The sequence below is a fragment of the Selenomonas ruminantium subsp. ruminantium ATCC 12561 genome (assembly GCF_000424065.1).
GTDB classification, from domain to species: Bacteria; Bacillota; Negativicutes; order Selenomonadales; family Selenomonadaceae; genus Selenomonas_A; species Selenomonas_A ruminantium.
Window position 1 is genome coordinate 17,950 of the sequence record NZ_AUJE01000025.1, and the last position, 24,444, is coordinate 42,393.

The 24,444-nt window shown below is 49.6% G+C and carries 21 protein-coding genes; 1 reads left to right on the plus strand and 20 read right to left on the minus strand.

The annotated features are described in order from the left end of the window. Nucleotides 1-15 precede the first annotated feature (15 nt). From lpxB to G598_RS0110135, 19 genes are all read right to left on the minus strand, one after another. The gene (lpxB, locus tag G598_RS0110045; RefSeq protein WP_026766861.1) at nucleotides 16-1,158 is read right to left on the minus strand and encodes a lipid-A-disaccharide synthase; all 1,143 of its coding nucleotides are present in this window, start codon (nucleotides 1,156-1,158) and stop codon (nucleotides 16-18) included. Between the two features lie 108 nt (nucleotides 1,159-1,266). Then, nucleotides 1,267-2,070 carry an LpxI family protein gene (locus tag G598_RS0110050; protein WP_026766862.1) on the minus strand — a complete coding sequence of 268 codons (804 nt, stop codon included), beginning with the start codon at nucleotides 2,068-2,070 and terminating at the stop codon, nucleotides 1,267-1,269. Between the two features lie 26 nt (nucleotides 2,071-2,096). Next, a complete protein-coding gene (gene lpxA, locus G598_RS0110055) occupies nucleotides 2,097-2,915 on the minus strand; it encodes an acyl-ACP--UDP-N-acetylglucosamine O-acyltransferase (RefSeq protein ID WP_026766863.1) in 819 nt (272 codons plus the stop codon). 174 nt (nucleotides 2,916-3,089) lie between these two features. Continuing rightward, nucleotides 3,090-3,530, minus strand: coding sequence for a 3-hydroxyacyl-ACP dehydratase FabZ (gene fabZ, locus G598_RS0110060; RefSeq protein ID WP_026766864.1), 441 nt, complete (start codon nucleotides 3,528-3,530; stop codon nucleotides 3,090-3,092). A 30-nt stretch (nucleotides 3,531-3,560) separates the two neighbouring features. Continuing rightward, nucleotides 3,561-4,412 carry a UDP-3-O-acyl-N-acetylglucosamine deacetylase gene (gene lpxC / locus G598_RS0110065; RefSeq protein ID WP_037363891.1) on the minus strand — a complete coding sequence of 284 codons (852 nt, stop codon included), beginning with the start codon at nucleotides 4,410-4,412 and terminating at the stop codon, nucleotides 3,561-3,563. After that, a complete protein-coding gene (locus G598_RS0110070) occupies nucleotides 4,409-5,302 on the minus strand; it encodes a lysophospholipid acyltransferase family protein (protein ID WP_026766866.1) in 894 nt (297 codons plus the stop codon). Before G598_RS0110070 ends, lpxC begins: the two co-directional genes overlap by 4 nt. 4 nt (nucleotides 5,303-5,306) lie before the next feature. Then, complete coding sequence (lpxD, locus tag G598_RS0110075) at nucleotides 5,307-6,323, minus strand: UDP-3-O-(3-hydroxymyristoyl)glucosamine N-acyltransferase (protein ID WP_026766867.1); 1,017 nt, start codon at nucleotides 6,321-6,323, stop codon at nucleotides 5,307-5,309. Nucleotides 6,324-6,338: 15 nt separating this feature from the next. Further along, a complete protein-coding gene (locus G598_RS0110080) occupies nucleotides 6,339-6,788 on the minus strand; it encodes an OmpH family outer membrane protein (RefSeq protein WP_026766868.1) in 450 nt (149 codons plus the stop codon). Between the two features lie 18 nt (nucleotides 6,789-6,806). Then, the gene (locus G598_RS17650) at nucleotides 6,807-7,961 is read right to left on the minus strand and encodes a hypothetical protein (protein ID WP_211221550.1); all 1,155 of its coding nucleotides are present in this window, start codon (nucleotides 7,959-7,961) and stop codon (nucleotides 6,807-6,809) included. Nucleotides 7,962-7,984: 23 nt separating this feature from the next. Next, nucleotides 7,985-8,449, minus strand: coding sequence for an OmpH/Skp family outer membrane protein (locus G598_RS0110090; RefSeq protein ID WP_026766869.1), 465 nt, complete (start codon nucleotides 8,447-8,449; stop codon nucleotides 7,985-7,987). Nucleotides 8,450-8,548: 99 nt separating this feature from the next. Further along, nucleotides 8,549-9,862, minus strand: coding sequence for an acylphosphatase (locus G598_RS0110095; protein ID WP_071837968.1), 1,314 nt, complete (start codon nucleotides 9,860-9,862; stop codon nucleotides 8,549-8,551). After that, nucleotides 9,863-11,908 carry a BamA/OMP85 family outer membrane protein gene (locus G598_RS0110100; protein ID WP_026766871.1) on the minus strand — a complete coding sequence of 682 codons (2,046 nt, stop codon included), beginning with the start codon at nucleotides 11,906-11,908 and terminating at the stop codon, nucleotides 9,863-9,865. It abuts the gene before it with no gap. 25 nt (nucleotides 11,909-11,933) lie between these two features. After that, a complete protein-coding gene (locus tag G598_RS18665; RefSeq protein WP_051180181.1) occupies nucleotides 11,934-12,464 on the minus strand; it encodes a hypothetical protein in 531 nt (176 codons plus the stop codon). Between the two features lie 165 nt (nucleotides 12,465-12,629). Then, nucleotides 12,630-13,262: a sigma-70 family RNA polymerase sigma factor gene (locus G598_RS0110110; protein ID WP_026766872.1), complete on the minus strand. Its 633-nt coding sequence runs from the start codon at nucleotides 13,260-13,262 to the stop codon at nucleotides 12,630-12,632. A gap of 30 nt (nucleotides 13,263-13,292) precedes the next feature. Then, nucleotides 13,293-17,639 carry a translocation/assembly module TamB domain-containing protein gene (locus G598_RS0110115; protein WP_245582793.1) on the minus strand — a complete coding sequence of 1,449 codons (4,347 nt, stop codon included), beginning with the start codon at nucleotides 17,637-17,639 and terminating at the stop codon, nucleotides 13,293-13,295. A 42-nt stretch (nucleotides 17,640-17,681) separates the two neighbouring features. After that, a complete protein-coding gene (locus tag G598_RS0110120; protein ID WP_080657009.1) occupies nucleotides 17,682-19,238 on the minus strand; it encodes a TolC family protein in 1,557 nt (518 codons plus the stop codon). A 126-nt stretch (nucleotides 19,239-19,364) separates the two neighbouring features. Next, nucleotides 19,365-20,648: an MlaD family protein gene (locus tag G598_RS0110125; protein ID WP_026766875.1), complete on the minus strand. Its 1,284-nt coding sequence runs from the start codon at nucleotides 20,646-20,648 to the stop codon at nucleotides 19,365-19,367. Then, complete coding sequence (locus G598_RS0110130; RefSeq protein ID WP_026766876.1) at nucleotides 20,645-21,403, minus strand: ABC transporter ATP-binding protein; 759 nt, start codon at nucleotides 21,401-21,403, stop codon at nucleotides 20,645-20,647. Before G598_RS0110130 ends, G598_RS0110125 begins: the two co-directional genes overlap by 4 nt. Nucleotides 21,404-21,427: 24 nt before the next feature. Beyond that, a complete protein-coding gene (locus G598_RS0110135) occupies nucleotides 21,428-22,192 on the minus strand; it encodes an MlaE family ABC transporter permease (RefSeq protein WP_026766877.1) in 765 nt (254 codons plus the stop codon). A gap of 391 nt (nucleotides 22,193-22,583) precedes the next feature. On the opposite strand from G598_RS0110135, the gene G598_RS17660 reads away from it, so the two are divergent. After that, nucleotides 22,584-23,861, plus strand: a complete 1,278-nt coding sequence (locus G598_RS17660) for a dicarboxylate/amino acid:cation symporter (RefSeq protein WP_037363894.1) — start codon at nucleotides 22,584-22,586, stop codon at nucleotides 23,859-23,861. Between the two features lie 85 nt (nucleotides 23,862-23,946). Here the strand turns inward: G598_RS17660 and G598_RS18670 are convergent, their stop codons facing one another. Further along, on the minus strand, nucleotides 23,947-24,429 hold the full coding sequence (locus G598_RS18670) for an HMA2 domain-containing protein (protein WP_051180182.1): 483 nt from the start codon (nucleotides 24,427-24,429) through the stop codon (nucleotides 23,947-23,949). Nucleotides 24,430-24,444 lie beyond the last annotated feature (15 nt).

Below are 24,444 nucleotides of genomic sequence, written 5' to 3' on the forward strand. Positions count from 1 at the left end.
TATTTCCCCCACTATTTATTTCGCCGCAAATTTCCGGGCGGCATTGAGTATCCGCTCGGCCACCCGGCCGGAAGCGCCCGGCGGACCAAGCTTCTGGCAGGCAGATTTTAATTTTGCCAGCACGGCCAGACGATGCGCCTCTCCCGGATATATTTTTTTCAATTCGCTGGCAATATTTTCCGGCGTAACCTCATCCTGCAACAGTTCTCGCTGAAAACTCTCGTTCAGCAAAATATTGGGCAGGCTGAAATTATCCACATGCACAAAGAGTTTGCCAATGGCATAAGATACCGGCGACAGTCGATAGAGCACTACGCAGGGCAGCCCCAAAAGAGCCGCTTCCATCACCACCGTGCCAGAGGTTGCCATTGCCGCATCAGCAGCCGCCATCAAGCTGTAGCGTTTCTCATGGGTCAACGTGACCTTTACGCCTGCAGCCGCAATCAGTTCTTCCACACGGTCCTGACTGACCGTATCGGCCACAGGCAGATAAAATACCGTATCCGGCTTATCTTCCAACAATTTTTTTGCCCCGTCGAGCATAGATGGCAGCAACAACTCAATCTCCTGCTTACGGCTGCCAGGCAGCAGCAAGATAACGGTCTTATCTGCAGGCATCCTAAAAAAGCGACGTGCTTTTTCGCGAGGCAATTCTGCCCGCACCGCATCCACTAAGGGATTTCCTACAAAGGAGATATTTGCCCCTGCCGCCTCGTAAACTGGCAGTTCATGCGGAAAAATCGCGATAAATTCATCGGCAATTTTTGCACAGTCCTTCGCCCGTCCTTTTCGCCACGCCCATGCCGATGGCGGGATATAGGAAAAAACAGGTATGCCCAGAGCCTTGGCTTTTTTCGCCAAGCGCCAGTTAAAATCCGGATAATCGATCAGCACGAGCATATCCGGCTTTTCTTCCCGCATAAATTCCGTCAAATCATGCAAAAGCTTAAACAAGCGACGAATATTGACGAGAACCTCCCAAACGCCCATGACGCTGTAATCAGCAAAGTTTTGCCGCAACCGGACACCGGCATTTTCCATACGGGTGCCGCCGAAACCGATAAGCTCTGTTTCCGGTGCCATGGAAAGTATTGCCCGGGCGATATTTTCGCCATGCACATCACCAGACGCTTCGCCAGCGGAAAGCATGATTTTCATGGACGCCCCTCCTTTTAACAACATTAAACCAAATTACATTATACCATTAAATGCCGCTTATATAAAGCGAAAGACGCCGGGAATTTTTCCTCCCCGGCGTCTTATTCATCACATCGCGACAATGGTAATACCATGCGCTTCGGCTAAGGCGATAACATCAGCCCGTTCTGCCAAAAGTGTCGCATCGGCTTCAATGGCCAAAGCCTTTGCCTTGACCTCCACCATCATCTGCAAGGTTTTCAGTCCCACAGTCGGCACATCAAAGCGGCTGTCCTGCGCAGGTTTTGCCACCTTGGCTACCACAGCGCCACCACCAGCAAGTTTTCCGCCCCGCAGGATACAGGCATCGGTCCCCTCGATAGCCTCCAGTGCCATGACCGCCATATCTTTAACCACTACAGTCTGTCCGACATCCATGCGGCCAATTTCCTTGGCCATTTGGAAACCAAACTCCATATCCTTCAATTCTTCTGCCGTGGGCTGGCGTTTAGTCAAAACACCTTTCCCCGGCATCAGCTTGCGAATAAGTTCCGTCTGGTCAAAGACCTCCACATCGATTTTCTTCAATTCATCGATGATGGCCAGCATAATGGTGTCGTCTTTTCTGTCCGGCACCCGCATAAGTATCTGCATGGCTTTCAAGTCCGGCAGGGTCTTCTTGGCAAAAAGCACTTCCTTCGTCACCTTGCCAATCATCGTGACCTTATGGATATCGCTTTTTTTCAGGTGTTTTAAGATTTTGCCCACCTTCAGGACATTGATTTCCTGATAGTCATCAGCATACTCTTTGAGGCGGGAATCCGTGTCCGGCAGGAGTGCTACGGCGTAGACCTCATACCCCAGCTCCTTGGCCGCCCGGGCAATTTCCACCGGCAGGGTACCAATACCTGCCAAAAGTCCTATGCGCTCCATGAACATCCTCCGTACTTCAATATCAATTAGTCTCGGTCGTCCCGGCGCTCACGGCAGATACCTCTGTCAGCATTACGCAGGAAACGCAGCATATGGTCAACTTCCTCACAGGACGGCACCTCCTGCTCAATAACGCTAACCGCCTGCTGCAAGGTCAAGCCGGAACGATAGAGAATCTTATAGGCTTGTTTGATGCTGCGGCGGGCTGCCGGTTCAATCCCTGCACGGGACATGCCTACAGCGTTAAGCCCAGCTACTTTAGCCGGCTGACCTGCCACAATGGTAAAGGGAACAACGTCCTGCGTGAGACGGCTCATACCGCCAATCATCGCATTGCGGCCAATCTTGACGAACTGATGAACCCCCGTCATGCCGCCGATAACCGCCCGATCCTCTACCACAGCATGACCAGCGAGACTGGCCACGTTGGACATGATGACCCGGTTGCCAATCACGCAGTTATGTGCGACATGCGTAAGCGCCATCAACAGACAGTCATTGCCAATACGGGTTTCTTCACCTTCACCAGTAGCCCGATGAACAGTCGTCCCTTCACGGATAACCGTCCGGTCGCCAATGCTAGTGTAACTTTTTTCGCCTTTGAACTTCAAATCCTGTGGTTCTTCACCAATGGAAGCCCCCTGAAAGATATGGCATTCACGGCCAATTTTCGTCCAGCCCGTTATCACCACATGGGGACCAATAATGGTATCTTCACCTATCTCCACATTGCTGCCAATGACACTATACGGGCCAATCTTAACACCAGCGGCCACTCTTGCGCCATCCTCAACAATTGCTGTGGGATGTATCTGTGCTTCTGCACTAATATTTTCCGCACTCATCTTCTACAACTCCTTATAACACCATCAGAACAGCAACTGATGGTCTATTCCTACTCTTTGCTCTGTCTTTCTTATACACTCCCAAACCGACCTCTAATTCTCTCATATCATCTGACAGCAAATTTAGGCGTTATCTGAGTTGAACAAAGATTATCTTTTATTTTCAGTAAAACATCACATATTTTCTTCTTTTCTCATAGCAAACTTAAAGTCCGCCGATGCTGCCAGCTGGTCATCCACATAGCCATCGCAGTGCAGCACACCAAACTCGCCCCGTACCTTCACGATATGCGCCTTGGTCACCAGCTGATCACCAGGCACCACAGGCCGCTTGAACTTAATGTTTTCCATGCCGCCGAACATCGCAATCTTGCCCCGGTTTTCCTCAGGATACAGCATGGCTACGCCGCCAACCTGTGCCATGGCTTCCAAAATCAGCACACCAGGCATGATGGGATGATCCGGGAAATGCCCTACAAAAAACGGCTCGTTCATAGTCACATTCTTGATACCCGTAGCAGATTTGAACGGGTCGATTTCAATAATGCGATCTACCAAAAGCATTGGCGGGCGATGGGGCAGAATCTTCATAATATCCGTAATTTCTAATACCATTGTAATTCCCTCTTCCTGTAATTTTCTCTATCAACCTAGATTTTCCAGTATTTTTTTGGCCAGGCTCGTATTCAGTGCATGGCCGGAGGCAACGGCAATAACGTGCCCGCGGATTGGGCCTGCCAGCCGCAGGTCACCAATAACATCCAAAATTTTATGCCTTACCAGTTCGTCCTCAAAATGCAGTGGATTTAACCACCCCTCGTCATTGTAAACAATGACACTTTCTAATGTGCCACCAAGACCAAGGCCCATGCTGCGCAAAGCCTCGATTTCCTTTTCGTAGGCAATAGTGCGGGCCGGAGCTATCTCCCGTTCATAAACTTCCGGCGTGACTTCAAAATTTTCGTATTGTACACCAATAAGCTTATGCGGATTCAAAGACGTAAAACTTACCCGGAATCCATCATAGGGCAAAACCATCACGAAACGCTTATGTTCCTCATCATCAATGCGGTAAACCTTATCGATGACAATTTCCTTGCGTTCAGCAGGAAGCTGTCTCACACCTGCTGCTTTGAGCGCCTGAAAAAAAGCCAGCGAAGAACCATCTGCTACTGGCGGTTCTTCCGCATCAATTTCGATGTAACAGTTATCAATGTGCAATGCGTGAAAGGCACTCATCAAATGCTCAATAGTAAAGACCTTGCAGTCATGTTCTTCCACAGTGGTAGCCCGCATGGTAGATGTGACATTCGCCGCCGTGGCATGAATCTGCGGCCTGCCTTCTATGTCTGTCCGGATAAATACCAGCCCGGTATCAGCTGGGGCAGGTTTCATCAGCAAATGTACTTCGCGGCCAGAATGTAAGCCAATGCCATTATAAACAGCCTCTGCCGCCAATGTAGTCTGTTGCAAATCAATTCCTCCTGAAATACTCATTCATAATGCCTGTAATCCGCCTCGGAAAAATCCTCCCGAACAGACTTCCAACGATCATGGAGCCAAAACCATTCTTCCGGATATTTTCGCACATGCGCTTCAATCACATCGTTAAGCACCTGCGTCGTGCGCCGGATATCCTCCCGCTTGTCGCCGGTATTGTCCACATATATGGGATCATGTACGACCAGGGTATGCCCCCCCCGCTCATCTTGATGCATAAAAGCCGGGATTATCGGCACATTCTGAAACCGCGCCATAGATGCTGCCCCCGGAGTACAATTGGTGGGACGGCCAAAAAAATTCAGTATAACACCGTCATGCCGGTTGGTATCCTGATCCATAATCAATCCGATAACCCACCCTTTTTTGAGCATGGCAAACATTTCTCTTACCCCGGTCTTATACGTAATATGCATGCCTATCCTCGTACGGTATTCATTAATAAACCTGTCCGCCGCTGAATTTTTCTGCTTCATGGCCACCCCTACCAGTGGAATGCCTGCCATGGCCAGTGCGCCGCCAAACAATTCCCAATTGTCAGTATGTGCCGTAGCGAGAATTGCACCTTTCCCCTCAGCCAGCGCTCGTTGGAATTTTTCCAGGCCTTCAATACGGACATAATCTTCAGGGTATTTTTTTATGACTGGGAAGCGCAAAACTTCAAAAAGCATCGGACCAAAGCGTACAGTACTCGCCTTGGCAATCCGGACAGCTTCAGCCTCATCAACGCCAAGACACATTTTCACCTGCCCTATGGCCATTTTTTTGCGCTTGCCAGGTACCATCAACCAAGCCAAATTCCCTAGGCCGTTCCCCAGTAAGTCACATAAACAGCGCGGCATAGCACAAGCCAGTGCGCTTATCACTCGCAAAACATAGTACAACAACTTCTTAGCCCTCGTACTTTGCCAATTTCTTTTCCAGCTGCTTCATTTTCTTCATCATTTCCGGCAGCCTCTTCATCGCCGCCTGCATACGCAGCCATTCCGTGTGGCTCTGCACGGGGAAACCAGCACAGAATACGCCTTCCGGCATATCGCCGATAATGCCGGAGCGGGCCGCATAGACCGAATTGGCACCAATATTGATATGACCTACCGTGCCCACCTGACCACCAAAGGTAACATTATGGCCAACGGTAGTCGAGCCGGAAATCCCCGTCTGCGCTACAATCAGGCAGTTGGCGCCGATTTTGCAATTATGCCCGATATGTACAAGGTTGTCGATTTTCGTCCCCTTGCCAATAACGGTTGCGCCCATCGCCGCACGGTCAATGCCATCATGAGCACCGATTTCCACATCATCTTCCAGAACCACAATCCCAACCTGCGGTACCTTGGTATGTACACCGTCCTTGGTCGTAAAGCCAAAGCCATCGGAACCAATTACTGCAGAACTGTGAATCACACAACGCTTGCCTACCCGGCAATGCTCTCGCACAGTTGCATTGGAATACACCACGCTGTCATCACCGATTTCTGCATACTGCCCGATATAGGTATGCGGATAAAGTACCACATTATCCCCAATTACTGCATGGTCGTCTACAACAGCAAAGGGCATGATGGTAACATTTTGTCCCAACGTTACATCCTTGCCCACATGCGCCTTATCGCTGACCGCTACCGCTCTTTCCAGTTTCGGCGTAAAAATCGTGAGCAATTTGGCAAATGCAGCTCTGGGATCTTCTACATAGATTGCGGTCTTGGGGAAATCTTCTATTCCCTCCGGCAGCATTACCGCAGCAGCCTTGCAAGCTTTGGCTTCCTCAATATGCGGCTCTACCGCGAAAGTCAAATCATGCTCTCCGGCTCCCCCAATATTATCCAAACCAGTAATTTCTACCGTTCCATCACCGACAATACGGCCATCAATAATATTGGCAATTTCTTGCAATGTCTTTTTCATTCCGCCACTCCCATCTTACTGCAACTGGGCAATGACATCATCTGTCACATCCACAGCACCGGTAATCGCGGTCGGCTGATCCGTGCTGTTATTCACTACAGCATCCAATTTCTTTTCCTTGGTAACTGCGGCCAGGGCTACGTCCATCTTCTGACGAAGCTGCAGTGCATAGGACTGATTAAGTCCCTGCAATTTACGCTGGCTGTCCAATTGGGCTTTCTGCAAATCTTCCTGACTCATATCGGGATTCTCCTGCAATTTTTTCTGCAATTCTTCCCCAGCCTGAGTCTGCGCTTCTTCAATCTTCTTATTGCCCTCTTCAATCAGGCTGTTAATCTGCGGGGCTTCTTTGGAAACCCGTTCTCCATCTATATAACCAATTCTGGTCTGCCCGCAGCCGCTGGCTAATGTCGCACAAAGAAGTGCCATCATCATGGCAGCTGCTGTTTTCTTACGTAATTTCATTCTATCTCGCTTCTTTCTTTAATCATTGTTTACTTCCAAATTTTGCATTTCCTGGACAATCTCCCCGGTAACATCCTGTGTTGTTACCCCGATAGCCACACTGTCCTTAGGTAAAAGCGGATCTGCCTTATCTGCCTCCGGCATAAACGATGCTAACGTCTGGGGGTGATGTACCAATATCAGCGTAAAATGATGCATAATCGCAATCTTAGCAGCTTTCCCTGCCACATCATTGAAAATATGCGCCTGCAAGGCCGCTAAATCCGACTTTTTTTCTGCCAGCAGCTGGCGTTTAGCCAAACGCTCCTGCACCTGCAGAGCCAATTCCTGCTGTTTGGCCAACGCCTCTGTATTGCGCTTGTCGGCCTCGGTTTTCGTCTTTAAGGCCTCGGCCATTTCCTGCTCTTTCAACTGTGGCAGACGCGCCCGCCATGCAGCCAGTTCAGGCCCGATTTCTTTTTGGACGTAGGCCTCTATTTCAGCCTTGTACGCCTGCCAAAGTTCATACTGACGACGCCCCCGCTCAGCCTGCAAACGGCTGCGTTCCTGCAGCCAGGCTTCCCGTTCTTCAGCAATGCCATCTTTGGAATCCATGGCATTATGCATAGCGGCCTGATTATCCAGCTTAATGTTGAGATTCAAAATCGCATTAAGATACTCCTCATCCAGTTCCTGCCGCCGTGCTTTATAATCAGCTTCGGTCTTTTTCTTATACTCGTCCCGCAGCTTTTTCATCTTGCGTTCCAGCTCTGCCCGACCGCCGATAACATCAGCAGCATTTTTCTGCCAAACGGATTCCTTAAATGTTTCTTCCAAAAGCTGTGGTGGCTGCAAAGTCAAAAGATCGCCTACATCATTGATTTCCAATTCCAGCAAATCACATTCAGCCTGCAGCGCGAGCAGCTTATCATAATCCGGGTGGGCCTGCAGTACCTGCTGCCAGTCAATAAGCCCGGTATCGGCCATCTCCTGCACAGGCGGCGGCACTGCTTTGGGAACAATAAATTCGCGGGCCAGCCAGGCCCCCGACAAAACGAAGAGCAAAGACACGGCTGCTCCGGCAACAATATTGCGGCTCCGTTGCTTTTTTGACTGTCCCTCATCTTTGCCATTATCGGCCACAGCTGACACCCCGCATTCTCTCTTGAAGCTTAGAAAAAAGCCTCCCCCCATGGGGGAGGCTTTTTAGCTGACAATTATTTGCTAACCTGCTTCAAAACATCCTGCGTGATATCAACGCCGCCATAAACCACTGCGCCCTTATCGAGAACTACAGACAGCCCCTTCTGTTCAGCAACTTTCTTTACAGAATCTTCCACACTCTTGGTGATGGGTTCCATGAGTTCCTGATTTTTCTGCTGGAGACGCTGCTGGGTCTGGGTATAATAGTCACGCTTCTCATTGTCGTTCATGTTTGCGGACTTTTCTTCAAATTCCTTCTGTGCTTCCTGTACAGCGGTCTGCATTTCATTGGAAGCAGCCTGAACCTTCGGATGCTGGCTCATAATCTGGCTGTAATCCACCACGCCCACATTGGAGCTGGCAGCACTGGCCATATTCGGGCCAAACTGGGTAAGTGCCATAGCAACGACAGAGCCTACGAACGCCAAAGCGATGAGAACGCTGACAATTTTAACCTGTTTTTTCTGCAATTTAACCATTTCAAAATCTCCTTTTCCTATCGAGGAATTTCTTTGTTTTTATAAGCCATATACGATAGACATTATACAGCGAATCCACGTTTTATTCAAGCGATTAACTTAAAAATTACCAATCAGCCGCAGCCATTTCTGCTCATTATCCAAAACATATTCCAAGCTTAAGAAGTCATGCAGCCGATAGCGCAAAGCCGCCTCTCCCAGGCTGTCCGGCGCACGGAATTCATAGCGCAAAAGCCAGCGGGCAGCAAGCTTTTGCCGGGCTTCATAAATAAAGCCGTGATTCCGCAAATCGTAACGCAAGGCCAACGAACGGCCTCCCTGCAGATTATGCTGCCAGCCCAGCTGATACCCCCAGGCCATATCCTCCGGCATGAGCTCTGTGAGGACAAACAACTCATCATGACTGCCCAACATTTGCCCTAAGTGTAGCCGGAACAACAGGTTTCTATCCTTTTCTGCATGCCTGTTCGTTTTCCCCCGGCCTATATCCAGCCAACCATTCAGCCGGAACCGATAGCGAGAAGAATCCGAACGGCTCATCACACTGGCCCGTTCTGCGGGGTCAATCTCAACCTTGGTTTGCAGCTGCAACGCCCGAAAATCCCTGCGATTATCCAAGCCTTGCGCAAATTGCTTCTCCAGCTCATCTTTATGACGGCGGACAAAACCGACCGGCACTCCCACAATATCCTCAACCTGCGCCTGCATGATTTCCCGGCGGGTCAGCAGAGCACTGTTGGGTATAGTATCTGAGCGCATGGCTAAATCCACCGTCCGCACCACCGGCAGCCGCGGATAGACCACCAGCTTTACCTGTGCATTCTGCTCCGGATTCAAATCAAAGTCAGCACGGAATTCCGGCAGATGTTCCTGCAAATAGGCATTTAAGTGCTGTTTCAGTACCCCATTGGTCCAATCAGCAGCAGCCGTAGGTAGTCCAGTCAAAGCCGACTGAAATACCGTTTCGACACCGCTCAAATCCTGACGGACTAATTTTTCAATTCGCGGCGGCATACCTTCGACGGCTGTCTCCACCTGTACCTGCTGGATAGTATCCGACCAAGGCAGAAGTTCGACCTGTACCTGGGCAGCCACTGCTGGTTTCAAAGTCACCGAACTGACCGTATAGCCCACCAAAACTTTATCAAATACCTCATGAATCAAATCTTCATAAGTTCTTTGTTCTGCCTGCACAGCCGCAATGGACTTTCCCTCCATCAATTGCCCTGCGATAGCAGCGATACTGCGGTTCATACGCTCTGCCACCAAAGGAGGCAGATTGCGCTGTGCCACCACCGCCGCCGTCACGCTCTCCACCCGCTCTGCAGCCTGAATCGGCAGGGGCAATAACATCAGCACCGCCCAAAGAACAACCAGCGTGGCCTTTAGCATTATGCCACGACCTTTCAGCATTTAGAAAGAGCCACCTACTGAGAAGTGTACACGGCCGCCTTTGTCACCACGGCCATAATCAAAGCGCAGCGGACCAAGCGGCGTGTTGAAGGAAAGACCTACACCCACGCTGCCATGGATATCGCCGCCCTTAGGTGCCCAGTCTTTAGACCAAGCCGAACCACCATCGGCAAAGATTGCGCCCTGCACCTTGCTGACGATTGGGAAGCGGTATTCTACCGAAGCCAGAGCCATACGCGTACCACGGAACTGGTCTTCCCGATAGCCGCGCAGGCTGCTCTGCCCACCGACTTTGAACTGATTGTATTCGGACAGATGTCCACGAGCAGCCCCCAGCTGGCCGCGCACTGCAATTACCTGTGCATGGCCCACTTTCCAGAAGCGCTGATCTTCAATAGAACCTTTTTGGAAGTTGAAGTCACCGCCTAAACCAGCCAATTCCAAGGACATGCCCACGCGGCCGCCCTCGGTCGGATTGTAGATATTGTCACGGGTATCGGTAACATGTTCCAACGTCACACTGCGCGTAGTACCGAAGTTATTATTTCGCCAATTTACCCATACAGGTTCATTTCCTCCGCGCCCTGTACCTTTAGTACCTGTATTCCCATCCTCCGTATGCCTCTTATAGGTGTCACGACGATTTTTAAAGGTAATATAGTTCGTGGAATACTCACTAATCGGACGGCTCAACGTAAGTTCCCCTCCGGCATATTTGCGCATATAGCTTTCCTTGAGGTTGCCATCGGGATCGTAGTCATCGTATTCATAAGTACGATTATACAGACGAATGGTGCTGGCCGTTTCCTTGTGGTCCAGATACGGATGCCGCCAGGAGAAGGTATAGCCCTGAGCATCACGGGCATCACCACTCTTTTCATAGGTAATGCTTACGGCATCACCGGTACCACCGATATTGCTGTCGCCAATGCTCACCATCCCCAAAATACCATCTGCGGTACTGTAGCCGGCACCAATGCCGAAGGAGCCTGTACGTTTTTCTTTGACATCCAGTTCCATGATTACCGCATTGGGTTCCACGCCGGGATTCATTTTGATATTCACATCTTCAAAGAAGCCCAAATTGTATACGCGCTGCATGGAACGACGGGCCAGCTTGGAGTTGAAGGGTTCGCCGATTTTTTGGCGCATTTCCCGCAAGATGACCTTCTCTTTCGTCTTGGTATTGCCCTTGACCTTGTAGCCTTCCAGCTTACCTTCATTTATTTTCAGGGTAAGATTGCCCTCTTTGTCAATATTCATATCCGTGACTTTAGCCAAAATATACCCGTCTTTGCGGTACATTTCCTTGATGGCCGTCACATTCTGCTGCAGGTTGCGGCTGTTAAGGATTTCGCCAGGCTTAACCGTCAGCGCCGACATCAGCACATCGGTCTTAATCATCTCATTGCCCGTAATACTGATGCTTTTAAGTACTGGATTTTCCAATACATGATAGGTGATTACCACACCTTCCGGCACCTTTTGGAAGGTGGGGAACAAATCATAGAAATAACCTGTATTGTACACCGCTTCCCTGTCGGCATTCAGGCCCTTGACCGTGAACATATCCCCCGTCTTCATGGCCAGTGCAGCCTTAGATGTATTTTCCGTCAGTGGGGTAGCGCCCTCAAAGACGATATCCACAATGGTCTGACCTTCATACTCTTTGCTGAACTTTTCGATTACATCTTCCTGCGGACGAGTTTTAGCCCATTCAGCCGTACGCGGGTCCACCGCCGTTGTCTCTTCCTTCGCAGTGTTCTCCTCGCTCTTGGCTTCGCCAGCAGGAGCAGCGGCGGTTTCCGCCGTTGCTGCCGCTTCCGTCTTCACTTCCGCAACAGGCTGTGCTGCTTCAGCTGTAGTCTTTTCCGGCTGGCCTGCTTCTGCCGCTGTCGGTACAGCCTGTTCCTGCTGTACACTTTCTGCAGCAGACACAGCCGCAGTTTCCTCAGCTGGTGCTGCCTGTGTAATCCCCGGCACAGTGCCAAAGCTGGCAGCAATGGCTACAGCATAAGCCAAAAATCGTCTGTTTGTCTTCTTCAAAGGTCAAACCTCCCAAATTGTTTCTTTACTGCCGCAGGATTTTTCCTGCAGACTCCATGAGTTGTTGCGTCGCTGCATCGGGCAGCGTTTTTTTCTCCATGATGGGGGAATCCGGCTTCTCCACCACATGATCTTCCTGTGCAGCGGGCGCTGCCTCGAATGCCTGCGGTGGGCTCTCCACGGGCGTCTCTGTCACTGCATTATTCTGCGGTGGCTCCGGCTGACTTTCACTGACAGGAATATCCTGAACAGCCGTCATCGGACTATTGGCCTCTGGCGCCGGATTGATCGGTAATTCGACCTCCGGTTCTGAGGCTGTTGGTTCCCACACAATAACGGCCGCCAAACCAATTGCCACCAACAAAGCTAAGATTCTCCGCAGCAAAATTGCCAGCTTCAAGCTGCGGGGACACTGCCCCACATGCGCCAATTCAGCCTTGGCCAACATCAGTTTCAAATCACCCTGTACGTCATTTTCCTGTGCCAGAGAGTCCTCTGCTCTCCCCAGCCACTCCCGGGCAGCCCGGATATGTTTTTGTTGTGAACGCCTGTCCATCTGCGTCCCTCCGTATTACCTAAACTTCCCATAATCTTCTTGGTAATACAATCGGCAAACACACAGAGATCTCCACATAGCATATAATACCATGACAGGGCACAGAAGTCTATCCGTCATGATTATTGAAGTTTTTCTGTCCATTTCTGCTCATTTTGATGTTATTCACCAATTTTGCATAAACCGGGACAACATTCCTCTTATGCGGCGAATCCCCATTTTTTGCAGGCGGTATACATGCCCGGGACTGATTTCCATATCCTCAGCCACCGACGCTACGTCGCGGCTGGCCAGATAAACATTCTCCAGCACAGCTTTTTCCTTGGCGGGCAGCCGCTCCATTGCCCGGTGGAGCCTGCCTGCCAGTTCATGGCTTTCCGCCTGTTCAGCCACAGTTGGGGAAGTATCCATCAGATTTTCCTTATAGGTTGCGCCCCCTTCATCTACCACAGCCTCCATACATGGACTGTCAGAAGCTCCTTCCTTTTGCAGGAAATCCAGCATCCGCCCCCTTATGCGGTGAATTGCAAATAAGCTAAAAGCGATTCCCCGTGCAGGGTCATAACGCTCCACGGCCTCGATAAGCCCTACCGTGCCTTCCTGGACTACATCCATGACGTTTTGCAGATTACGGTAAGGCAATGCCTGCTTAAAAACCAGCGGCTGATAAGCCTCGATAATCTGCCCGCGAGCCGCCTTGTCGCCCTGTTCCTTATAAGCACGCCACAATTTTTCTTCCTGACCGCGTTCCAGCGGTTTTATCCGTTGTAATTCTTCAACATATTGTGCAAAGCGCAGCCTGCTCACCTCCCTTCATTCCTGCTGCAATTAAAATGTCATGCGGGCTTCCACACCGAAAATGGTGCTGTTTGCTTCCCGTTCCAAGGTTATGCCCCAGTGGTCGTTGACATCATACTGAACACCATATCGGTCGACCCCATCGCCACTAAAACCATGGGTATAACGCAGCATAACCTTGTCCGATATATATTTTCCCATAGAAACATTAAAATCGTATTTGTTTTCTTCATTTTCTTTGCTTGTTTTGTAATGATCAAAGAACGAGCCGGAGCCACGGGAAATCGACAGCCTATCCAAATACAGGAATTCCCGCATTGCTCCCTCTATCTCCGACAGGAACGTCATTTGCAGGCCTACGGCCAGCAAATCACCGGCATTCACTGCGCTATTGCCATTCTTATAGGCATCGCGCAAAGTCAAAAGCTGAATAATCTGCGTCTGACTCATTTCCGGACTGGATTTAAGCTTCATTTCCGCAGCCCCTAACGGCCCCTTAACCGACAGGTACACTTTCGCCTGCGTCAGCTTGGTATCAGCAAAGAAATCAATACTGGGCATAAACGATGCCACCTGATTAAACGTTGCCCGTCCTTCCCGAATATTGAATTCCGTCTTAAGATAATTAATGGTTCCGCCACGCTTTACCTGCAAGCCGCCGCTCATCTTTGGGTGACTCATAATCCCGCCGACATGGAAACCGCCCGTAAGATATAAATCATAAAGATACGGACTGTAAAAGTGCACCTTGTCTCCTACATTGACCTGTACATCAAAGACCATTTCAGGCAGATCCCCTTCACTATCGGGAATAGCCGGTACAGACACCAGACAATTATGGAAATCTATATTACCGGAAATTTTTGGCCAGTGATTGCCATAAAAATCCGTATCGGCCAAATGCAGCTCTCCATTTAACGGGCCGTTAAAGAAATTGCTCTTAATCCCCAGATTGTCACAAATAAAGCTGAAATCGTAATGCTCCGGTTCCAAACCATTGAAACTTAAACTACCCTTCAGATTATACGAACCTCCGCCCATTTTGCCGGAAAACTCTTCGACTGTCACTTTGTTCCCGTTGAAGTTCACTTTCGCAGCCATATCTGTAACAGGCTCTTCGATGCCCTTTATCTTCACTGCACCGTTGGGAATCGCAATTGTGCCTTCCAGCAGGGGGTGTGCCAGCGTTCCATGAATTTTTATACTGCCATCGGTGTCGCCTAAGGCCCAGTCGATTTGTTTGGAAATGGTCGGCAGCAGGGATAAATCTGCATCTTGCAAACTCAGCTGCAGCTGAATCTGCTCATAATCTTCCAGCCATTCGTCCCGGCCTGCCGTCAGGGCACGCAATGGAACTATGCCTTTAGCAGCAGCTGAACAGCTGCGCTCGCCTACCTGCTTGGTAACCTTCACTTCCGTCAGGTCAATAAGACCATTTTTCAAATGTGCCTCTCCAGTAAGCGTATCAAAGGACGCCCCCTGCATGCCCCCATTTACAGCCTTTACCAGCAGATCAGCCGAGGGGTTATATGTATAACCGCCAATAACAGCCTCAATATCGGCAGTTCCCGTGACGTTGCGGGCGTTCATGCCAGCCAGCCCCGTAAACATGCCAAAATCCAGCTGACTGGCTGAAAATTTAACATTCATCGGGCCGCCAATGGCCGCCGTTCCCGCTGCCGAGAACAAACCATTTTTTCCCTGACTGCCGCTGAGTTTGTTGATATAGATAATGTGATCCAGCAAGCGCAAATCCAGCGCTACATGATGAATATCATACCCGCCGGCCGAGCCCTGCAGCACTTCACCATCCAGTTTAACCGCCGGATTTTGCGCAGTGCCGCTGATATGTGCCGTGAGATTGGCCTTGCCGTCAATAACCTCCGTTTTTTGGTTAACCAGTGCCGCCACAGCCGCAATATCCGCATTTTGTACCACCACATCGCCCTTTAAGCCATCGGTATCCGTATTATAGAACAACTCCATATCATAGGTACCGCCATTCTGCTCAAAGCCAAAATGATCGATATCAAAGCTGTTCCCCTGGAATTTCACCATGCCTCGCAAATTGTTGATGGTCTCTCCATTCATGACAATTTCAGGAGCTTCCAGAATCCCGTGAAATGTCGGATTGTTGATGGTCCCGCCAATCCGGCCTTGGAATGAACCATGACCACTAACCTCATAGGGCAGTTTATGCTCTATCCGCTTGAGGTCAATATCTTTGGCTGCCACTTCCATATCCATGGTCATATCTGCCGTGGTAATCGTACCGTTGAGCACCATGTCAATCATCGGCGAATACGCATGGAAATCCTGCAGGCGCAATTTGCCCTGCTCCAGGAAATAATCTCCGTCCATTCCCGACAAGAGCACCCCATGATAACTTCCCCGATAAAAATGAATATAACCAACAGCTTTGGGATTATCCAACGTTCCCGTTATCCTGATGACATTGTCTACATTACCGGTAATGGGCTGATCCGGAGCGATTAAGGCCGCAATATCTTCCATACGTGCCCCCATGGTATCCAGGCGAAGATTTACCCGCCGTTCTCCGGAAAAACCAACAGAGCCTTTGGCCTGCCATACTTCCTTGCCGTCTTTTTCCATCAGAAAATCATCTATGCCAATACCATCGAGACTGCCGCTGGCGGCAAATTTCAAACTGTCAAAAGGCTGTTTGAAAATCCGCCCCCGCAAGCCGGAAAATTTAATCTCGACCTGAGGATTATCCTTGTTACCATGAACCGTTCCTTTGAAATCAGCCAGACCGGCCATATCGATATTTGGGTCGATGCGCTGCAACAGGGAAAGGTCAAAATGACCGCCATAGAACGCCAAATCCAGCTGCGCTGCGCCCCGCATATCCCGGATAGAACCTTCCAGCCCCAGGCTGCTATGATTGGGCATATTCACGCTTAAATAATCCAGAAGCAAATCATCATCGGCCAGATAAAAGGAAGTGCTGGCACGCTCCACCACTATACCTTGATAACTGATTTCTTGTGCTTTTGCACTTCCATACAGCTGTAAGGTACTTAAATCTGCACCGATGCCATTTCCGCCTGCATCAACAGAGATTCTCCCCGTCAGACCATTAAGCTCCGGCAGATAGGCAGCGCCTTGAGCCGCATCGATATTATCCGCTTTCACATGAAGTGTATAACCTAAATTTTCCGTAGACAGCACGGCTTCACCGCGGACCTGCCCACCGAAAACCTGTGCCGAAAAATCCCGCACAAAAAGATTTTTATCCTGATAGCGCACGTCAGCCTGAACTCCGGCAAAGGGTACATCCAAAGCCTTGCCTTCTGCCACCTGGACTTTGCCGTCCACACTGGGATTATTGATGGCGCCGGTAACTTTGACCGAAAACTTAGCGGCTCCCTGATAGGGAATATTCTTCAAAATCAACGAAGGATCAAAGGATTCTGAGCTGGCCTGCAAGTCCAAATAAGGTGTTGCCAGCAAATGCTTGATTTTGCCATGGACATTGACTTGCTGATCAGCAGCAACGGCATTCATATTTATCAGTGCTTCTTCATTGGTAAACGCCGCATGACCGGAAATTTGCTCAATATCCGTTCCCTCTACGGTTACCCTGCCCTCACTAAAATCAGCCTCACCGCTAAACGATAAATCGCCATCACGCCTGTATAGATGAATATCTGCGGACTCAATAAGTCCATCTTGTATCGCTACATTCTCCGGCAACATTCCGGATGGTATAAAATGCAGATATTCTTTAAGGTCTAAACCGTTTACACGAGCATTCACAATCTGACGTGTATCGGAAAGGGTCGCTGTACCAGATACTTCCGTTCCCTGTTGCGTGCCCGCAAATTTGGCTTTATACACAGGATAATCCGCACAATCCACCTCAGCATTCAGGTCAGCAAACTGTACTTCCTGCCCCTGACTGCGCAGGAGCACTTGTGCATCTTCGACCTTGATTTTACCATGAAATTGCTGTGAGGATTTCTCCTGACTGACCAAATCCTCAACATTCCAGGTTCCATCCGGCCGCTGTGCCAGTACAGCAGATGCTCCGCGAACCGTAATTTCCTGAACCGCATCAGCAGGGTCTGAAACCGCCGCAAGCAGACGGAAACTCACCCGTGCCGAATCGGCACGGGCAATAAGTTCCGCCTGCTTGTCATAAACAGTCAAATCATGTAATTGTATATCATGCAGAGAATTTACTTCTATGGCACCAATCTGTACTTCCGTGCTCAGGGTCTGGGAAGCCAGCGAAGATATTTCTTCCCCGGCCCGCTGCATGAAGTTATTGCTCTGTATATAGTACCACATACCAACAGCCACCATGCATACGGCCAGCAGTATGCCTATTATCCAGTTTTTCCCCTTCATCATGTTCTCCCCAAAGGCCCTTCATAGGCAGTAATTTACAATCCGTTAGTTATTGGCCATTTCATTGGCCACGTTTTCTGTACTGGAAACAGCTTCATCAGCAGCTGCCGGTTCATTGGCCGCCACCTGCTTTTCTGCCTGTTTAGCAGTTTTTTTCTGTTCTTTTGCCGCCTTGCGTGCTTCACGTTCAGCCTTACGCATTGCTTTAGACTCGTCTTTAGATGTCTTCTTGGCTTCCGGCGTCAGTTCCAACACCGCATTTTCTGTTACCAAAGCATCTTCCCGAACTTTTTTCAAACGGTTGCCTTCCATCTGCGAGGCCTTATATTTAGCCACATCAATGTCTACGGGAATACCCATAGCCTTGTCGAGTGCCGCCTTGTTGACGTTATAATTGTAAAGCGCAGTATTGTAATTCGTACGTGCTGCCGTCATTTTTTCCGTAGCGTCCATTACGTCAAGGTTGGTACCTACACCGGCAGAATAGCGGACATTGGCGATTTTCAAATCTTCCTCAGCCTGCTTTACCGCCGTTTCCATTGTGCCGATATTTTTCTCGGCGGCCTGCAAATTCAGGAGTGCCGTACGCACATCGAGCTGAATGGTTTCATCCTGAGCCTTCAAATTTTCCTGCGCCTTTACCAGGGAAGCCTCCGCATTATGAATGCTGGCAGCCGTTACGCCGTTATCAAAGATATTCCAATTAGCCGCAGCACCAAAATACCACGAATTGGAGTGATCTGTCTTAAACTCGTTTTTACCGTTAATTGCCTTGGTCGCAGAAGCCGTAACCGTCGGATACCGGCCAGCTTTAGCCGTGTTGATGCCAGCTTCAGCCTGTTTTACCGCATAATAGGCAGCAGCTCCATCGGCGCGGTTGTTCAGTGCATAAGCCGTGCAATCTTCCAGATTGAGGTTATAGGCCGGATGTTTTAATTCATCATCAATTTCCAGTACCGTATCCGTAGGCAGACCAATGACATTGTTCATCGTTGCCACGGCGATATCGTAATTGTTCTGTGCCGTAGTCAAGGCCTGCTGAGCATTGGCTAAGTTTACCTGCGAGGACAGTACATCGGACTTAGCAACCGTGCCCACACGATACTGGGCGTTAACATTGTCCAAATGTTCCTGATAAGCCCGCACGGTATCTTCCTGCACTTTAATCAGGTTCTTGTAGTTCAGGATATTATAGTAATCCGCTGTTGCCTGATAACGGACAGCCTGCTTGGTATTTTCCAGCGTAACATCAGCTGAATTCAGGCCATAACCAGCCGCTTCAATGCCACTGCGCAAAGAGAAATTATATAGGGGAATCGAGGCTGTAGCGCTATTGCTATAATTCGTTCTGTCCGGACGACCAGTAACCTTATTTACATACTGTTGCGCAAACCCCATTTCATTACCACGGTTAGCCGAAGAAGACAGTGAAAGCGTCACCCCTGTCTGGCGGCGGTACTTCGACAGATTCCACTTGGCCGCATCCACGTCAGCCAAAGCGCTCTTAATGCTGCGATTATTCTCTAGTGCCATCTGTACGGCATCTTCAAGATTCAGCTGTACGGTATTGGCCGCCGAAACAGAACCTGCTGACAAAGTCATCAAGCCCCCCAAAACCAAAGCCGTCAGTTTTTTATAAAAATATTTTTTACTCAAGATAATTACCCCCTTAAATGGATTGTACTATAACTATATGAAAAAGCCGCCCCGCGGCCGAGATTATCCTCATCAGAAATATTGTTTAAGACCAACATAAGCTGCCCGCTTATCATGCTTGTTGACATTTTGCCACTGGCCCATAAGCCAGGTATCATCCACAAGCTTCAGTTCCGCACCTAAGCGCAGGGAAAAATCATTGACATTATACGCATCTGCTGAAAACTTAAAATTCTTGCCCGCATAAGCATCAAGACCTAACCCGGCTTCGCCGCGAATTGCCCCGACCCGGACACCGAAGTTGCCCTGCCGCTTACCCAGCTGAAAGTCCACCTTGTTGGTATCGCCTATATCCTCAACGCCCAGGTTGAGAAACGGCCCCTGTTCCATGCCTACTGTAAAGCCCATATTGGCATCCCAGTCGCGTTTTTGCCCGCTGTACAAAGCTGACACCTCCGCATGGGTTTCAATGGAATCGAGCTGTTTCTTGACATTCTTGGCTTTCTCCGTAAGCTCCCGGGCATTATGTATCGTCGCCTTCACATCTTCGATGGTCTTCTCATCACCGGCCACCTTGGCAATCCCTTCGGATATAACGCGGATTTTTTCACTGGTCTGCGTGATATTATCCAGCGTAATCCGCAGATTTTCTGCCGTCTGCGGGTCTGCTCCTACGGTAGCCAGATTGGCCATCATCGCCTCCACAGAATTCATCGTGCGGTTCAAACTGGCCGTCATCAGATTTACATTGGCCAAAGTCTGATTGATATTGCCCTGATTGGCATTGACCATATTTTCCATAGCTCCGAGCATACCATTGATATGTGCTGTGGTGTCCCGCAGGTTCACCACCATCTGCACAATGGACGTCTGAAATGCCTCATTGCCCACGATATTATTCATACTGGCCAGCAAGTCCTGTGCTTGCAGCACCACTTTGCTGATGTTGCGGAACATCTCGTCCATGCCTTCTTCATCAGTTCCCAGCAGATAATCACCTTCTGCCAAATAACCGTTCTCGCCAGCGCCCGGTGTGATATTGATAAATTTATCGCCCATAACCCCGCTGGCTCCGATACTCACCCTGGAGCCCTTTGGAATCTGTACACCATCGTTTATCAGCATCCCTACGGTAACTCCCCGGCCATCATTATCAATGGAAGTCACCTTGCCTACAGGCACGCCGGACAATCTGACCAAAGATTGTGGTTCAATTCCCACAACCTGATGAAAGCCGGCATAAAGGGTGTAGCCTTTATCCCCGCCTAACTTAAAACCACTCAACATGATGACGACGGCAGCTAAAAGTGCCAATCCCGCTAAAGTAAAAGCTCCCACCTTTGCTTCTACACTCATACCTGCTGATCATCCCTTTCCGCTGTCTCCGGGCGCAATGTCCTGAAAAATGCCTGCACCCGTTCGTCCTCTATCCGTTGAAATCTTGTCACCGTATCTACAGCGATAAGTTCCCCTTCGTAAACCATGGCAATCCTGTCGGCAATGCGGCAGGCACTGGCCATATCATGCGTTACGACCACCGAGGTAACCCCCAGCTTTTTTTGCATATCCACGATAAGCTCGTCAATCTTGGCCGTAGTAATCGGGTCAAGACCAGAGCTGGGTTCATCATAAAAAATGATTTCCGGCTCTATGGCAATGGCTCTGGCCAATCCCACGCGTTTCTTCATGCCACCGGAAAGCTCCCCGGGCATCTTGTTCTCAACACCAGGAAGTCCCACCAAAGCCAGCTTTTCCCGAATAATCCGCTGCACCTCATCTTCCGACAAATTCTTGTGCTCACGCAGGCCAAAGGCCACATTCTCCCCCACAGTCATGGAATCAAAAAGGGCTGAATACTGAAACACCATGCCCATATTGAGGCGCACCCGGTCTAATTCTTTCTCCGAAAGATGCGTGGTTTCCTGCCCACCAATATAAATTTCTCCGCTATCAGGACGGATAAGCCCCACCAGCAGCTGCAAAAGCGTGCTCTTGCCGGAACCAGAACCGCCGATCACCGCAAGCGTTTCCCCTTTTTTTATGGTGAGACTCACATCATGCAGGGCATATTTGCCATCGTAGACCTTACATACATTCGCCAATCGTATCATATTATCCTCCTGCCAGTCTTTATTTTAATACAAAATAAAGGTCAGCACGGCATTCAAGATAAAAATTACAATAATCGAAGTCACCACTGTACGCGTGGTGGCTTTACCAACCCCCTCGGCTCCGGCAGGACAATGCAGGCCATAATAACAGCCCAGCACGGCAATGACATTGCCAAAGAAGATGGCCTTAATCATGCCTCCTGTAAGGTCAAAAACCTCAGCAAAGGTATGAATGGAATTGATATAACTATAGGAACTGATGCCGGAATAATACACCGCCACCAGATATCCGCCCAACACGCCGATTACATCCCCAAACACGGTTAATATCGGCACGACCATCATACAGGCCAGCATCCGTGGCACAATCAGGTAATTGACCGGACTTACCGCCATGACCCGCAGGGCATCAATCTGCTCTGTAACCTTCATCGTGGAAATCTCTGCGGTAATCGCAGCCCCCACTCGTCCGGCACAGACCACCCCCACCAGTACCGGCCCCAGTTCGCGTCCAATGGCAATGGAAATGATCCCGCCAACAGTGCTCTGGGCTCCAAAACGAATCAATATATCAGCCGTCTGCAAGGCAAACACCGCCCCCGTAAAGAGCAGGGTCAGACTCACAATCAACAAGGAGTCCACGCCTAAATGGGACATCTGCGCCAATATATGCTTTACTCTGGGTTTAGTGAACAACTCCAATATGGTTTCACGGTAAAGAAGCACAATGGTGCCAAATTCAGATAGGCGTGCAATTACCCAAGCGCCCAGCCATTCCAAAAATCGCATTCCATATGCCCCCCTTCACCTGCATTTATCGCCATTTCGCCACTCTTTGATTGTAACAGGCAAAAGACAATTAGTAAATATAAGTGTACTATTTTTTTTTCAAAATTTCAACCCATTTTGAAACAGTTACTGACTGTCTCAGCACCGCTCAGATCTCCACAATAATCAACATATATCCCGATGAGAAATACCTTTTTCCTTTTAGTGTTTCAACGCTCCCAGCCATTTTTGACATTTTTTCTCCACCAGTAGTAGACATGTACACCAAAGAATGTTACAATGTAAACATCATAAATCGCGCAACGAAGCCGCATGTCATATCCCCTGAGGTTATGCATGCGGCTTTCTGTGTCAGTAAACGGTTTGAACAAATGATATGGGAGGATTATTTATGTCAGAAAACAAACACAGCAGCCTCGACAGGCTGGGTCTATGGATTCTCGGCGCCACCGTTCTGGGTGCTGTCACCGGCCTGATTCTGGGGAAAGACGCGCAGATGTTCGCACCTTTGGGCAATCTTTTTATGCAGCTAATCAAGATGATTGTTGTTCCCTTAGTTTTCTTTTCGCTGATTGGCGGTGCTGCCTCTCTGGGCAGATCCGGCAGTGCGGGAAAAATCGGACTCTTGACATTTGGCTACTATGGAATCACTACGGCCGTGGCTGTGGCACTCGGCCTTGCTGCCAGTGAATTCTTCCAGCCGGGCCGCGGCATTGAAATGGCCGCTCTGTCGGATGCCGCCATTCAGGTAGACCATATCGAGGAAAGCACACAGATTCCCGGTTTTTGGGAAACGGTAACGGGATTTGTACCTGCCAATCCCTTCCAGGCACTCGTAGAAGGCAATATCCTGCAGATTATCACCTTCGCCCTGTTTATGGGCTTTGCCGCCACTTATCTGGAAGAACACAAGAAAACCTATGTGCTGAACTTCTTTAACTACCTGACGGAATTATTCATCAAGGTCATGATGGGTATCATGTATGCAGCCCCCATCGGCGTATTCTGTCTGATGGCCGATGCCACCGGCACCTTTGGTTATGCAATGCTCACCAAGATTCTCTATCTGATTCTCCTCTACGCAATAGTACTGGCCATCGTTACCTATGGCATGATTGGCGGTTCCGTAGCACTGTTCTCTCGCTGCACCACTTATAAGCAGTTCTTTAAGAGCATGTGGAAAGTCCAGATTTTTGCCTTCTCTACAGCCTCCTCCATTGCTACCCTGCCGCTGAATATGAACACGGCCACCACAGAACTAGGGGTATCCAAGGAAACCACTTCCTTTGCTCTGCCGCTGGGCGCCACCATCAACATGAACGGCAATGCCGCCTATTATGCGATGGCCGCAACCTTTATCGCGCAGATGTATGGCATGGAACTTTCCCTGCCCCAGTACATTGCCATCATCATCACGAGCACTTTGGGTGCTGTTGGCCAGGCAGGCGTTCCTGGTCCAACCCTGCTCGTCGTTGCCGTACTGGTTTCTGCCGGCATCCCCATCGAGGCTCTGCCTATCCTCTTTGGCGTAGACCGCATCTTTGATATGCTGCGCACCGCAGTCAATATCACCGGTGATGCCGCCTGTGCCACTATCGTGGACAGATTCCGTGAACCTAGCGCCCCCTCTGCAAAAGATGAATCCTTAGCTCCTACAGCCGAGCATTAATTCATTACCCCATAAACAAAAATCCCCTCACAGCTAAGCGGCAATCCTGCCATTCAACTGTCAAGGGGATTTTTTCGTTATGCAGTTAAATTCGTTTTGCCGCCTGTTCAGCCAGCTGCTGTTCAATCGCTGCAAGTTTTGGTTTCAGCTTATCCCCATCATAAAGGATAAGCAATGAACCAGTCACAACATTTATACAGGCAGATTTTACGCCTGAAAAAGACTTGATGTATTCCTCCAATGGCTGCTGCCACTGCGGATTGGCCGCCAGCAGACTGCTGCGCAGGCGCACCCTGCCGGGCACATAGGCGTCTACCTGAAAGCTGTCCACCAGTTCCTGCAATGGCTCAGCAGCTTTTTTCTCGGCATTGGACTTACAGCCAAAGAGTCTGCACGCATCGGCTTTCATCTTCTTATGATGCTGCCAGCCGTGGAAGAACGTCAATGCCGCCCAGGCAATGCCGAAGCCGGCATGAAGATTTTTCCCCGCCCACAAGGTCGCAATGGTTCCCACAGATGCCACGGTAAGTGGCAGACCTAAAGGTAAATTCTTCAAATCACACTGCATATTAATCCCTCTTTT

Bases quoted from the DNA above. Each gene is read 5' to 3' on its own strand.
- lpxB (WP_026766861.1), bottom strand. From the start codon at position 1,158: ATGAAAATCATGCTTTCCGCTGGCGAAGCGTCTGGTGATGTGCATGGC.
- G598_RS0110050 (WP_026766862.1), bottom strand. From the start codon at position 2,070: ATGGAGCGCATAGGACTTTTGGCAGGTATTGGTACCCTGCCGGTGGAA.
- lpxA (WP_026766863.1), bottom strand. From the start codon at position 2,915: ATGAGTGCGGAAAATATTAGTGCAGAAGCACAGATACATCCCACAGCA.
- fabZ (WP_026766864.1), bottom strand. From the start codon at position 3,530: ATGGTATTAGAAATTACGGATATTATGAAGATTCTGCCCCATCGCCCG.
- lpxC (WP_037363891.1), bottom strand. From the start codon at position 4,412: ATGAGTATTTCAGGAGGAATTGATTTGCAACAGACTACATTGGCGGCA.
- lpxD (WP_026766867.1), bottom strand. From the start codon at position 6,323: ATGAAAAAGACATTGCAAGAAATTGCCAATATTATTGATGGCCGTATT.
- G598_RS0110080 (WP_026766868.1), bottom strand. From the start codon at position 6,788: ATGAAATTACGTAAGAAAACAGCAGCTGCCATGATGATGGCACTTCTT.
- G598_RS17650 (WP_211221550.1), bottom strand. From the start codon at position 7,961: ATGGGGGGAGGCTTTTTTCTAAGCTTCAAGAGAGAATGCGGGGTGTCA.
- G598_RS0110090 (WP_026766869.1), bottom strand. From the start codon at position 8,449: ATGGTTAAATTGCAGAAAAAACAGGTTAAAATTGTCAGCGTTCTCATC.
- G598_RS0110095 (WP_071837968.1), bottom strand. From the start codon at position 9,862: ATGCTGAAAGGTCGTGGCATAATGCTAAAGGCCACGCTGGTTGTTCTT.
- G598_RS18665 (WP_051180181.1), bottom strand. From the start codon at position 12,464: ATGGACAGGCGTTCACAACAAAAACATATCCGGGCTGCCCGGGAGTGG.
- G598_RS0110115 (WP_245582793.1), bottom strand. From the start codon at position 17,639: ATGATGAAGGGGAAAAACTGGATAATAGGCATACTGCTGGCCGTATGC.
- G598_RS0110120 (WP_080657009.1), bottom strand. From the start codon at position 19,238: ATGACTTTGTCAGCAGGTTCTGTTTCGGCGGCCAATACCGTACAGCTG.
- G598_RS0110125 (WP_026766875.1), bottom strand. From the start codon at position 20,648: ATGAGTGTAGAAGCAAAGGTGGGAGCTTTTACTTTAGCGGGATTGGCA.
- G598_RS0110130 (WP_026766876.1), bottom strand. From the start codon at position 21,403: ATGATACGATTGGCGAATGTATGTAAGGTCTACGATGGCAAATATGCC.
- G598_RS0110135 (WP_026766877.1), bottom strand. From the start codon at position 22,192: ATGCGATTTTTGGAATGGCTGGGCGCTTGGGTAATTGCACGCCTATCT.
- G598_RS17660 (WP_037363894.1), top strand. From the start codon at position 22,584: ATGTCAGAAAACAAACACAGCAGCCTCGACAGGCTGGGTCTATGGATT.
- G598_RS18670 (WP_051180182.1), bottom strand. From the start codon at position 24,429: ATGCAGTGTGATTTGAAGAATTTACCTTTAGGTCTGCCACTTACCGTG.